Raw genomic sequence first — 12,342 nt, 5'->3', positions numbered from 1 at the left:
AACCGAATGGAGATCCAATGTGGGAGCGGGCTTGCTCGCGAATAGGGTGGGTCAGTCACTGAATGGTCAGCTGACATATCGCATTCGCGAGCAAGCCCGCTCCCACATTTGGGTAGCATTTCACCCTTCCGGCTGTTTTGCTGGCGGAAGGGTGAAACCCGACACCGACCTTCGCAACTGGCTGGCCATTTTCGCCAGGTTGCCGATGCTCTCGGCAGTCGCCGTAGACCCCGACGAGGTCTGGGTGGTGATCTGCTGGATCACGTTCATGGTCAGGGAAATCTGCCCCGCCGAACGGGTCTGTTGCTGCGCCGCGTTGGAAATACTCTGGATCAGCGCGGCCAGGGTTTTCGATACGCCTTCGATCTCTTCCAGCGCCACGCCGGCGTCCTGGGCCAGCCGTGCGCCGCGCACCACTTCGGTGGTGGTCTGCTCCATGGAGGTCACGGCTTCATGGGTGTCGGTCTGGATCGCCCGCACCAGGGTTTCGATCTGGCGGGTAGCCGCCGAGGAGCGCTCGGCCAACCGCTGCACTTCATCGGCCACCACCGCAAAACCACGCCCGGCGTCGCCGGCCATGCTGGCCTGGATCGCCGCGTTGAGGGCAAGAATGTTGGTCTGGTCGGCAATGTCATCGATCAGGCTGACGATGTCGCCAATTTCCTGGGACGACTCGCCCAGGCGCTTGATGCGCTTGGCGGTGTCCTGGATCTGTTCGCGGATGTTGTCCATGCCGTGGATGGTGTTGTGCACCACCTCGTTGCCCTTGTTGGCGATTTCCACCGAACGCTCCGCCACCGCCGACGATTCGGCGGCGTTGGCCGACACCTGGTCGATGGACTGCGCCATTTCGTTAACCGCGGTGGAAGCCTCGGCAATCTGTTGGGCCTGATGCTCGGAAGCCTGGGCCAGGTGCATGGCGGTGGCCTGGGTGTCCTGCACCGCGCCAGCGACTTGCCCGGCGGTGAGGTTGATGGTGGCGACCAGGTCGCGCAGCTGGTCCACGGAATAGTTGATCGAGTCGGCGATGGTGCCGGTAAAGTCTTCAGTCACCGAAGCGGTCACCGTCAGGTCGCCGTCAGCGAGGTCTTCGATTTCATCGAGCAGGCGCATGATCGCGTTCTGGTTGCGCTCGTTCTTCTCGGCGGTCTCATGCAGTTGGCGGTTGGTTTCGCGCACCATCACCAGGCCGATCAGGATGATCGAGGTCAGCGCCAGCAAGCCCAGCACGTAGCCACCGATGGTGTCGAAACTGCGCCCGCTGGCGAGGTTTTCGAAACCGGTGGCCAGGTGCGAGGCCTCATCGAGCAGGGTTTGCGAGAGGTTGAAGATGTTGCTCGCCGAGGCGCGCACCTGGAACAGCTGCGGCGAGGTCTCCAGGATGTCATCCACGGAGCCTGAAACGAACTCGAACAGTTCGGCGATTTCCGCCAGCCGCGCCCGGGCGTCGTGGTCTTCGACCTGGCTGATGCGCAGGCCCGGATTGCCCTGGAGCATGCCGTTGAGTACCTGGCCAAAGCGGTTGGCATCGCGGCCAAAGGCATCGGCGGCCTGAACCGCCGTATCGTCGCCGGCGAGCACGGTATTGACCGCCCCCAGAATACGTTCGGCCAGCAGTGACTGGCGCTGGGCCAACGCCACCTGGCTGGCCGGGGCACCGCGTTGCAACAGGATGTCGACCACCTTTTCCGACTCCATCTGCAATTGCGGCACGGTTTCAGCCAGGGTCGCGGCCACCTGGTGCAGCGACAGCACGGTCTGTTCACTGGCCAGGATCGCGTCGGTATTTTTCAGTAGCGCTTCCCAGTCGGTCTGCACCGCGCGCATCTCGGCACGCACCGCGTTGGGCGCCGCCGGCAGGCCCGTCTCGAGGTCGCCTTTTTTCAGGTAGCCCCAGCGCTGCGCAAAGTCGTTGCGCGCGTCAGACAGCAGCTTGAACGCGGCAGCCTTGCCGGCGGCGGCTTCGGTGGCGTTCTTGGCGATGCGCTGGGACAGCACGCGCAGCTCACCGGCATGGCCGATGTACTGTTTGTCGTAGGTGGACTGGGTGTTGAGGTACGCGAAGTTGGCAAACAACAGCATGATGAACACGATCAGCGCGATGAACAGCACGATGATCTGCGAGCGGCTGCGCGAACCGGCCTGGGGTTTGAGCGGGGTGGCGGTGGTCATGCGGCGACATCCATGAAGCCTGGAGCCTGGGCCAGGGCGAAAGGGCTGAAGACCTGCCACGACGGGTCGCCGTGGAAACGACCCGTGATGAAGGGGGCGTCGGTGGCGATACTCGTCACCCACGCGTCTTGTTCGAAATGCTGCATTCCCGCCACCTCGTCCACCAGCAGCCCGACAAACAGGTCATTGAATTCCACCACCAGCACGCGCCGCTGCTTGCGCGCCCGGGACAGCTCGAGGCCGAGGAAACCGCCCAGGTCCATCACCGGCAGCAGACGCCCGCGCAGGTTGGCCACGCCTTTGACCCACGGCTTGACGCCGGGCATCAGGGTACAGCGCGGTTCGTGCAACACCTCGGCGACTTCGCCCATGGGCGCCACGTACCACTGCTCTCCCAGGCGAAAACCGATGCCGCTCCAACGCTGCAAACGGGTTTCCTGTGAAGGCAGGTCGGCGGCCAGCAGGCGGCAGCGACGGTCGATGTCCAGCAGCAACTCGAACGCGGTTTGCGACTCGGTCATGATGCCTGCCGTCAGCCGGCCAGTACCTTGTTCAGGGTGGCGATCAGGGTTTCTTCATCCACCGGCTTGGTCAGGTAGTCCTTGGCCCCCTGGCGTGCGCCCCAGATCTTGTCGGTCTCCTGGTCCTTGGTGGTGATGATGATGATCGGGATGCCGTTGGTTTCCGGCTCCTTGGACAACTGGCGGGTGGCCTGGAAGCCGTTGAGGCCCGGCATCACGATGTCCATGAGTACCGCATCGGGCAGTTCCTGGCGGGCCAGGGCCACGCCGTCCGCACCGTTTTCGGCCTTGAGGACCTGGTGGCCATGCTTTTCCAGCATGCCGGTCAATTTGTACATTTCGGTCGGCGAATCGTCGACGATCAGAACACGTGCCATGGTTTTCCCCACTACATTGGTCCGCGCCAGCCCTTGTGAGGCGGCGTCAGTGTGCTTGTTCTACTGCGGCGAAGCCGGGCACGTAGGCCTTGATTGCGCCCAGCAGTTCTTCCTTGCTGAAAGGCTTGGTCAAAAACTGATCGACACCCACGATGCGCCCCTTGGCCTTGTCGAACAGACCGTCCTTGGAGGACAGCATGATCACCGGGATCGACTTGAACGCCGGGTTGTTCTTCACCAGGGCGCAGGTCTGGTAGCCATCCAGGCGCGGCATCATGATGTCGACAAAGATGATGTGCGGGTGGTGATCGACAATCCTGGCCAACGCATCGAAACCGTCGATGGCCGTGATGACATCGCACCCCACGTTCTTCAACAGGGTTTCTGCGGTGCGCCGGATCGTTTTCGAATCGTCGATTACCATCACTCTCAAGGCGTTGGAATGCTGTTCCATATCTGCTCTACCATCGCCACAGCGAATCGGTTTTCGGTGCGTACTGCCTGATCTTGCACAGGGCGGGCGCCGCAAGCCTTGGAATTCAAGGGCTGCTGAGCCGTGGCAGTCTTTTTAGCACAGTCTCGGGGAGCAATCTATCGAGCGGCCTGCCCGGTGGTTTTTCCTTGACCCGCAACGACCGCAGCGCCACTCTGACGCCACTTTCATGCTTCCCAAATTTGCCAAAGGAAATCCCCCATGAGCGTTCGCGTCGGCATTGTCATGGACCCCATCGCCAGCATCTCCTATAAAAAGGACAGCTCGCTGGCCATGCTCCTGGCCGCCCAGGCCCGCGGCTGGACACTGTTCTATATGGAGCAGCGCGACCTTTACCAAGGCGAAGGCGTGGCCCGCGCGCGCATGCGCCCCCTGCAAGTGTTCGCCAACCCGGAAAAGTGGTTCGAGCTGCAAGACGAAATCGACAGCCCGCTGAGCGATCTGGACGTGATCCTGATGCGCAAGGACCCGCCGTTCGACATGGAGTTCGTCTACTCCACCTACCTGCTGGAGCAGGCCGAAAACGCCGGCGTGCTGATCGTCAACAAGCCGCAGAGCCTGCGCGACTGCAACGAAAAGCTATTCGCCACGCTGTTCCCGCAATGCACACCGCCGACCGTGGTCAGCCGCCGCGCCGACGTGCTGCGTGAATTCGCCGCCAAGCACGGCGATGTGATCCTCAAGCCGCTGGACGGCATGGGCGGCACCTCGATCTTCCGTCACCGCGCCGGCGACCCGAACCTGTCGGTGATTCTGGAGACTCTGACCGCCCTGGGCACCCAGCAGATCATGGGCCAGGCGTACCTGCCGGCGATCAAGGACGGCGACAAGCGCATCCTGATGATCGACGGCGAGCCGGTGGACTACTGCCTGGCGCGTATCCCGGCGGCCGGCGAGACCCGGGGCAACCTGGCGGCCGGCGGTCGTGGCGAAGCACGCCCGCTGTCGGACAAGGACCGCTGGATCGCCAGCCAGGTCGGCCCGACCCTGCGCGAGAAGGGCCTGCTGTTCGTCGGCCTGGACGTGATCGGCGAGCACCTGACCGAAATCAACGTCACCAGCCCGACCTGTATTCGCGAGATCGACAACGCATTTGGCACGAACATCGGCGAAATGCTGATGACGGCCATCGAGCGCAAGCTACAAGCCAAGTGACATAGAACAGCCGGACACCTGCCAACATTGCGTTATCATGCGCCACCTGTGAAACGCGCGATGTTGGTTTTTTTTGTCATGACGCTCCCGTCCGATCTGCCTCCCGAACTCTCCCACAGTGGCGTGCGCCCGGCTGATCGGCTCGGATTCACCCTGTTTCTGGCGGCACTGATCCACCTGGCTCTCATCCTCGGACTGGGCTTCACCTTCGCCGAACCCAAGCAGATCACCCAGACCCTGGAAATCACCCTCGCTACCTTCAAGAGCGAGAAGAAGCCCGAGAAGGCTGACTTTCTCGCCCAGGACAACCAGCAGGGCAGCGGCACCCTGGACAAGAAAGCCATACCCAAGACCACCGAAGTGGCGCCGTTCCAGGACAACAAGGTCAATAAAGTCACCCCGCCACCGCCGGCACCCAAGCCCGAAGTCAAGCAGGCCGCGCCCAAGGCGACCGTTGCCACCGTCGCGCCCAAGCCACAAAAAGCCCCGGTGCAACGCGAGAAAACCAAGACCGAACCGCAACCCGAGCCCGTCAAGCCGGCGCCGACGTTCGACAGTTCACAACTGTCCGACGAAATCTCCAGCCTGGAAGCCGAGCTGGCCAACGAGCAGCAGCTCTATGCCAAGCGCCCGCGCATCTACCGCCTGAACGCGGCCTCGACCATGCGCGACAAAGGTGCCTGGTACAAAGACGAATGGCGCAAGAAAGTCGAACGCATCGGCAACCTGAACTATCCGGACGAAGCCCGCCGCCAGCAGATCTACGGCAATTTGCGCCTATTGGTGTCGATCAACCGTGACGGCACACTCTATGAAGTGCAGGTGCTGGAATCGTCCGGCCAGCCTCTGCTGGACCAGGCCGCCCAGCGCATCGTGCGTCTGGCCGCGCCCTTTGCCCCGTTCAGCGGCGACTTGAACGATGTGGACCGCCTGGAAATCATCCGCACCTGGAAATTCGCCAAGGGCGACCGGCTGTCCAGCAACTAACGGTTTCAGATCATTCCCACGTAGAGCGCGGGAACAATCAGCCTCCGTCACCACACTTGTCAGCCAGCCCCTCCACCGCCACACTAGCGGGCATGAAAAATGTCAGCCCGACCTACCTCAAGCACCAATTCCTGATCGCCATGCCCCATATGGCCGACCCGAACTTTGCGCAGACCTTGACCTACATCGTCGAGCATACGGCCAATGGTGCCATGGGGCTGGTCATCAACCGCCCGCAAGAGCTGAACCTGGCGGACATCCTTGAGCAACTGCGCCCCGAGGTCGATCCGCCGGCGCGCTGCCAGGGCGTGCCGATCTACATCGGCGGCCCGGTACAGACCGATCGCGGCTTTGTGCTGCACCCGACCGGGCCGAAGTTCCAGGCCACGGTAGATCTGGAAGGCGTGTCGCTGTCCACCTCACAGGATGTGCTGTTCGCCATCGCCGACGGCGTGGGCCCCGAACACAGCGTGATCACCCTCGGTTACGCCGGCTGGGAAGCCGGGCAACTGGAGGCGGAGCTGGCCAGCAATGCCTGGCTGACGTGCCCGTTCGATGCCGAAATCCTGTTCAACACCCCCAGCGAACTGCGACTGGAAGCGGCGGCAGCCAAGCTGCGCATCAACCTGAGCCTGCTCACCAGCCAGGCAGGGCACGCCTGATGGCTTTGCGCTTGATCCTCGGGTTCGACTACGGCACCAAACAGATCGGCGTGGCGGTCGGCCAGGTGATCACCGGCCAGGCCCGCGAGCTGTGCACCTTGAAAGCCCAGAACGGCGTGCCGGACTGGAACCAGGTCGAAGCCCTCATTAAAGAATGGAAACCCGACGCGGTGGTTGTCGGCCTGCCCTTGAACATGGACGGCAGCCCCAGCGACATGTGCGTACGCGCCGAGAAATTCGCCCGCCGCCTGAATGGCCGCTACAACCTGCCCTTCTACACCCACGATGAACGCCTCACCACGTTCGAGGCCAAGGGCGAGCGTCTGGCCCGAGGCGGGCAGAAAGGCAGCTACCGCGACAACCCCGTGGACGCCATCGCCGCCGCGCTGCTGTTGCAGGGCTGGCTGGATGAAAACACGGCTTTATTTGAATCCTGACTGACGCGGCTTGCCGCGTCTTTTTACGTTTGAGCCCGGACCCTGCCTGCGCCAAGGTCCTGAAGGAGCCTGCATGAGCTTGCCGAACCCCGCCGAACTGATCAGCCAAATGGCCACGAGCCTCACGGCCCATCTGCAACACCGCAACATCAGCGAGCCACGCTTCATCGGCATTCGCACCGGCGGTGTGTGGGTGGCCCAGGCACTGCTGGAGGCGCTGGGCAACGATGCGCCGCTGGGCACCCTTGATGTGTCGTTCTACCGTGACGACTTCAGCCAGAACGGCCTGCACCCGCAAGTGCGTCCGTCGGCCCTGCCGTTCGAGATCGAAGGCCAGCATCTGGTGCTGATCGATGACGTGCTGATGAGCGGTCGCACCATTCGTGCGGCCCTCAACGAACTGTTCGACTACGGCCGCCCGGCCAGCGTAACGCTGGTGTGCCTGCTGGACCTGGACGCCGGCGAACTGCCGATCAGCCCGGACGTGGTCGGCGCGACGCTGTCGCTGGAAGCCCGTCAGCGGGTAAAATTGTCCGGTCCCACGCCGCTCGTACTCGAACTGCAAGACCTTGTCCCTTAAACCGCCTTGTAAAGAGTCCCCGCGATGACGCCTCTAGATGCCAAGCGCCCGCTGCAGCTCAATGCTCAGGGCCAGTTGCAACACTTCCTGTCGCTCGACGGTTTGCCCCGCGAACTGCTCACCGAAATCCTCGACACCGCCGACTCGTTCCTTGAAACGGGTGGCCGCGCGGTGAAAAAAGTCCCGTTGCTGCGTGGTAAAACCATCTGCAACGTGTTCTTCGAAAACTCCACTCGCACCCGCACCACCTTTGAACTGGCGGCCCAGCGGCTGTCGGCTGACGTGATCACGCTGAACGTGTCCACCTCGTCGGCGAGCAAGGGCGAAACCCTGCTCGACACCCTGCGCAACCTGGAAGCCATGGCCGCCGACATGTTCGTGGTGCGCCACGGCGACTCCGGCGCTGCGCATTTCATTGCCGAGCACGTGTGCCCGCAGGTGGCGATCATCAACGGCGGCGATGGCCGCCACGCCCACCCGACCCAGGGCATGCTCGACATGCTCACCATCCGGCGGCACAAGGGCAGCTTCGAAAACCTGTCGGTGGCCATCGTCGGCGACATCCTGCACTCGCGGGTAGCGCGCTCGAACATGCTGGCACTCAAGGCCCTGGGTTGCCCGGATATCCGCGTGATCGCGCCAAAAACCCTGCTGCCCATCGGCATCGAGCAGTATGGCGTAAAGGTCTACACCGACATGGCCGAAGGCCTCAAGGACGTGGACGTGGTGATCATGCTGCGCCTGCAACGCGAGCGCATGGCCGGTGGCCTGCTGCCGAGCGAGGGCGAGTTCTACCGTCTGTTCGGCCTCACCACCGCCCGCCTGGCCGGCGCCAAGCCGGATGCCATCGTGATGCACCCGGGGCCGATCAACCGCGGGGTTGAGATCGAGTCGGCGGTGGCCGATGGCTCGCAGTCGGTGATCCTGAACCAGGTCACCTACGGCATCGCGATCCGCATGGCGGTCATGTCCATGGCCATGAGCGGGCAGACCGCGCAACGTCAATTCGAGCAGGAGAACGCCCAGTGAAGCTCAGCATTCTCGGCGCCCGAGTCATCGATCCGGCCAGCGGCCTGGATCAAGTTACCGATTTGCATCTGGAAGCCGGCAAGATCATTGCCATCAGCGCCGCGCCCGGTGGCTTCAACGCCAGCGAGACCATCGACGCCAAAGGCCTGGTGGCCGCGCCTGGTCTGGTCGACCTGAACGTCGCTCTGCGCGAGCCGGGCTACAGTCGCAAAGGCACCATCACCAGCGAAACCCGCGCCGCCGCCGCCGGTGGCGTGACCAGCCTGTGCTGCCCGCCGCACACCAAGCCGATTCTCGACACCTCGGCGGTGGCCGAGCTGATCCTCGATCGCGCCCGGGAAGCGGGTAATTGCAAGGTGTTCCCCATCGGCGCGCTGAGCAAAGGTCTGGAAGGCGAACAACTCGCCGAGCTGATCGCCCTGCGCGATGCCGGCTGCGTGGCGTTCGGCAACGGTCTGGAGAGTTTCCGCAGCACCCGCACGCTGTTGCGCGCCCTGGAATACGCGGCCACCTTCGACCTGACGGTGATCTTTCACTCCCAGGACCGCGACCTGGCCGAAGGCGGGCTGGCCCATGAAGGCGCGGTCGCCAGCTTCCTCGGCTTGCCGGGCATTCCGGAAACCGCCGAAACCGTGGCCCTGGCCCGCGACCTGCTGCTGGTGGAACAAAGCGGCGTGCGTGCGCACTTCAGCCAGTTGACCAGCGCTCGTGGCGTCGCCTTGATCGCCCAGGCCCAGGCCCGTGGTTTGCCGGTGACCGCGGATGTCGCCCTCTACCAGCTGATCCTGACGGATGAGGCGCTGATCGACTTTTCGAGCCTGTATCACGTGCAACCGCCGCTGCGCACCCTGACCGACCGTGAAGGCTTGCGGGCAGCGGTGAAGTCGGGCGTGGTTTCGTCGATTTCCAGCCATCACCAACCTCACGAGCGGGACGCCAAGCTGGCACCGTTTGGCGCGACAGAACCCGGCATCAGCAGCGTGGAGCTGTTGCTGCCGCTGGCGATGACACTGGTGGAAGATGGTTTGCTGGACTTGCCGACCCTGCTGACCCGTCTGAGTGCCGGCCCGGCCGAAGCCCTGCGCCTGCCGGCGGGCAAATTGGCGGTGGGTTCGGCGGCGGATCTGGTGCTGTTCGACCTGGGCAACTCCACGGTGGCCGGGGAGCATTGGTTGTCCAAAGGGGAAAACTGCCCGTTCATCGGCCATAGCCTGCCGGCGACGGTACGTTACACGCTGGTGGATGGACGCATCAGCTACCAGGCCTGATGAAACCCGACCGCTGTGTGGGCACGGTCAATGTGGGAGCTGGCTTGCCTGCGATGCAGGCACCTCGGTGGTTCAGGCAAACCGAGGTGATCCTATCGCAGGCAAGCCAGCTCCCACACAAGCCGGCGCCACATTTAATGGTGTGCAGACTCAGCGACCGCTGTTGCGCTCGGCATTACCCACCGAAATCTGCGTATTCAACGTCCAGAAGTCATACAGCACCCCCACCAGGAACAAACCGCCCGTGAGCAAGTAGATCAGGCCGCTGATCCATTTGCCCTGATACATGCGGTGCACGCCGAACACACCGAGAAACGCCAACAGAATCCAGGCCACGCTGTATTCGAGGGGCCCGGAGGTAAAGCGCAAGTCTGCCTCGCGGTCCATGGCCGGGATCAGGAACAAGTCGATCAGCCAGCCAATCCCCAGCAGGCCGAGAGTGAAAAACCAGATCGTGCCGGTGACGGGCTTGCCGTAATAGAAGCGATGCGCGCCGGTAAAACCGAAAATCCAGAGCAAGTAACCGATCACCTTGCTGTGGGTGTCGTGTTGCGGGCCAACCTGTTGATAGGTGTTCATGGAGTACCTCTTTTGCCTCGATAGATAAATTTTTTCACTTTCTTTGTGACTTTTTTACAGGCGCCCGACGTACGGCAAATGGTATCTTCCCTGCCCTGAAAGCCTTATGCCACCTGACCTGTGTAGGACAATTGCGGTGATTCGTCGCGTTTTTCCTGATTTTGACGTCAAGGTTCAGTCGACAAACGGCCTGAGAACATCACAAAAAGCTGTTATAAAGTTGCGCGCTAACCCATAAGAGCCACGCCTAATGCGACCATTTTTCAAGACATGGCTAACCATCTGCCTATTAATGCCACTGGCCGCCCACGCCACCAATCGTGAGCAACGACTTCCCAACGTTAACGGTTTCACCCCTAAAGTTCACAGCACACCCAGCACTGCCAAATCGGTAAAGCTGACCGTTAACCGCCCGACTCAACTGAGCAAGGCCCACGGCAATTCAGCGCCAGGCCTCGCGGGCATCAATACCAAGCAAAGCAGCAACGTCCTCAGCCGCGCCGTCAACGTACTCGGCACCCCTTATCGTTGGGGCGGCAGCAGCCCAAGTAAAGGGTTCGACTGCAGCGGCCTGGTGAAATATGCGTTCAATGACGTCAAGGCAGTGGATTTGCCTCGCACCTCCAACGCCATGGCGGCCGGCCACGGGTTGAAAGTCGATCGCAAGGACCTGAAACCGGGCGACCTGTTGTTCTTCAAACTCAAGAGCCGCCAGGTCAACCACGTTGCCATCTACCTGGGCAATGACCGTTTCATCCACGCCCCCCGTCGCGGCAAGGCCGTCAGCATCGATACGCTGAAGAAGCCGTTCTGGGACAAGAACTACGTGATCGCCAAGCGTGTGCTGCCTAAAGAGCAGAACAACAATCTGCGGGTCGTGCAGCGCTGATACAAAGAGCAGCAGCCTCCCCATTTGAAATGCAATCAACTGTGGGAGCTGGCTTGCCTGCGATGACGGTATGTCAGCTTGCACAGAAGTTGCCTGGCAGTCCGCTATCGCAGGCAAGCCAACTCCCACATTGATATCAGTGTTCTCTAGATATCTGCTGGCACCCTCGCCTTCTCCCGCGCGTCCTCCCGGCTGATCACACCCTGGGCAACCAAAGCCTTCAAGCTCATATCCAGCGTCTTCATCCCCAACGCCCCGCCCGTCTGGATCGCCGAGGCCATCTGCGCCACCTTGTCTTCGCGGATCAGGTTCCGAATCGCCGGCGTGCCCAGCATGATTTCATGGGCGGCTACGCGCCCGCCGCCGACTTTCTTGACCAGCACCTGGGACACCACGGCTTGCAATGACTCCGACAGCATGGCGCGGACCATCGCTTTTTCCCCCGCTGGGAACACATCCACCAGCCGGTCCACTGTCTTTGCTGCCGACGAGGTATGCAGCGTGCCAAAGACCAGGTGCCCGGTCTCTGCCGCTGTGAGGGCCAGGCGGATGGTTTCCAGATCGCGCAGTTCGCCTACCAGGATCACATCCGGGTCTTCCCGCAAAGCGGAGCGCAGGGCGGTGGAAAAGTCATGGGTGTCGCGGTGCACTTGGCGCTGGTTGATCAGCGCCTTTTTGGGCCTGTGGATAAATTCGATGGGGTCTTCCAGGGTCAGGATATGGTGGCGCCGATGCTGATTGAGAAAATCGATCATCGCCGCCAGGGTGGTGGATTTGCCCGACCCCGTGGGCCCGGTCACCAGCACCAGGCCGCGCGGCAACTGGGCGATACGCTGGAACACCTCCCCCAGCCCCAGGCTTTCCAGGCTGCGGACCTCGGCGGGGATGGTGCGAAACACCGCGCCCATGCCGCGATCCTGCTGGAACACATTGGCGCGGAACCGCGCCAGGCCGGGCAGTTCGAACGCAAAATCCGTTTCAAGAGATGTTTCGAAATCCTTTTGCTGGTGAGTCAGCAACAAAGGGCTGAGCAAATCCACCACTTGGGGCGGTGAAAGCACCGGTCCGTCCAGCGGCCAGACTTCGCCATCCACGCGCAGCATCGGTGCCAGGCCTGCCGACAAATGCAGGTCGGAGGCGCCACGGCGTACGCTCACCGTCAGCAATTCAGTGATATCCATAGGGCTTTCCAT

14 protein-coding genes are annotated in these 12,342 nt (G+C 62.3%); 8 read left to right on the top strand and 6 right to left on the bottom strand.

From position 1 onward, the window contains the following. Positions 1-120 precede the first annotated feature (120 nt). From ACW9IB_RS15155 to pilG, 4 genes are read right to left on the bottom strand one after another with little or no spacing between them, the layout of a single operon-like run. Complete coding sequence (locus ACW9IB_RS15155) at positions 121-2,172, bottom strand: methyl-accepting chemotaxis protein (RefSeq protein ID WP_457414290.1); 2,052 nt, start codon at positions 2,170-2,172, stop codon at positions 121-123. After that, positions 2,169-2,693, bottom strand: coding sequence for a chemotaxis protein CheW (locus tag ACW9IB_RS15150; RefSeq protein WP_457368047.1), 525 nt, complete (start codon positions 2,691-2,693; stop codon positions 2,169-2,171). The genes ACW9IB_RS15155 and ACW9IB_RS15150 overlap by 4 nt, the downstream gene beginning before the upstream one ends. An 11-nt stretch (positions 2,694-2,704) precedes the next feature. Further along, positions 2,705-3,070 (bottom strand): twitching motility response regulator PilH, encoded by a 366-nt coding sequence (pilH, locus tag ACW9IB_RS15145; protein ID WP_016976047.1) that lies wholly within the window; start codon positions 3,068-3,070, stop codon positions 2,705-2,707. A gap of 46 nt (positions 3,071-3,116) precedes the next feature. Next, a complete protein-coding gene (gene pilG, locus ACW9IB_RS15140) occupies positions 3,117-3,524 on the bottom strand; it encodes a twitching motility response regulator PilG (protein ID WP_010564379.1) in 408 nt (135 codons plus the stop codon). A gap of 240 nt (positions 3,525-3,764) precedes the next feature. On the opposite strand from pilG, the gene gshB reads away from it, so the two are divergent. From gshB to ACW9IB_RS15105, 7 genes are all read left to right on the top strand, one after another. Next, complete coding sequence (gshB, locus tag ACW9IB_RS15135; RefSeq protein WP_457414289.1) at positions 3,765-4,718, top strand: glutathione synthase; 954 nt, start codon at positions 3,765-3,767, stop codon at positions 4,716-4,718. A gap of 78 nt (positions 4,719-4,796) precedes the next feature. Further along, positions 4,797-5,705 (top strand): energy transducer TonB, encoded by a 909-nt coding sequence (locus tag ACW9IB_RS15130; RefSeq protein ID WP_457368045.1) that lies wholly within the window; start codon positions 4,797-4,799, stop codon positions 5,703-5,705. Positions 5,706-5,797: 92 nt separating this feature from the next. After that, positions 5,798-6,367, top strand: coding sequence for a YqgE/AlgH family protein (locus ACW9IB_RS15125; protein WP_457414288.1), 570 nt, complete (start codon positions 5,798-5,800; stop codon positions 6,365-6,367). Beyond that, positions 6,367-6,804, top strand: a complete 438-nt coding sequence (gene ruvX / locus ACW9IB_RS15120) for a Holliday junction resolvase RuvX (protein WP_457368043.1) — start codon at positions 6,367-6,369, stop codon at positions 6,802-6,804. The genes ACW9IB_RS15125 and ruvX overlap by 1 nt, the downstream gene beginning before the upstream one ends. A gap of 73 nt (positions 6,805-6,877) precedes the next feature. Then, positions 6,878-7,384, top strand: coding sequence for a bifunctional pyr operon transcriptional regulator/uracil phosphoribosyltransferase PyrR (pyrR, locus tag ACW9IB_RS15115; protein ID WP_457368042.1), 507 nt, complete (start codon positions 6,878-6,880; stop codon positions 7,382-7,384). Between the two features lie 24 nt (positions 7,385-7,408). After that, positions 7,409-8,413 (top strand): aspartate carbamoyltransferase catalytic subunit, encoded by a 1,005-nt coding sequence (locus ACW9IB_RS15110; protein WP_457368041.1) that lies wholly within the window; start codon positions 7,409-7,411, stop codon positions 8,411-8,413. Then, positions 8,410-9,681 (top strand): dihydroorotase, encoded by a 1,272-nt coding sequence (locus ACW9IB_RS15105; protein WP_457414287.1) that lies wholly within the window; start codon positions 8,410-8,412, stop codon positions 9,679-9,681. The genes ACW9IB_RS15110 and ACW9IB_RS15105 overlap by 4 nt, the downstream gene beginning before the upstream one ends. A gap of 150 nt (positions 9,682-9,831) precedes the next feature. Here the strand turns inward: ACW9IB_RS15105 and ACW9IB_RS15100 are convergent, their stop codons facing one another. Continuing rightward, positions 9,832-10,260 carry an NINE protein gene (locus tag ACW9IB_RS15100; RefSeq protein ID WP_457414285.1) on the bottom strand — a complete coding sequence of 143 codons (429 nt, stop codon included), beginning with the start codon at positions 10,258-10,260 and terminating at the stop codon, positions 9,832-9,834. Between the two features lie 250 nt (positions 10,261-10,510). On the opposite strand from ACW9IB_RS15100, the gene ACW9IB_RS15095 reads away from it, so the two are divergent. Then, positions 10,511-11,149, top strand: a complete 639-nt coding sequence (locus ACW9IB_RS15095; RefSeq protein ID WP_457368038.1) for a C40 family peptidase — start codon at positions 10,511-10,513, stop codon at positions 11,147-11,149. Positions 11,150-11,295: 146 nt separating this feature from the next. On the opposite strand, the gene ACW9IB_RS15090 is transcribed toward ACW9IB_RS15095, so the two are convergent. Beyond that, positions 11,296-12,330 (bottom strand): type IV pilus twitching motility protein PilT, encoded by a 1,035-nt coding sequence (locus ACW9IB_RS15090; RefSeq protein ID WP_457414284.1) that lies wholly within the window; start codon positions 12,328-12,330, stop codon positions 11,296-11,298. Positions 12,331-12,342: the final 12 nt, after the last annotated feature.

It is taken from the genome of Pseudomonas sp. SDO524_S393 (assembly GCF_054071875.1).
Note: the sequence above shows the minus strand (reverse complement) of the source record. Positions and strands in the feature narration are given on the sequence as shown.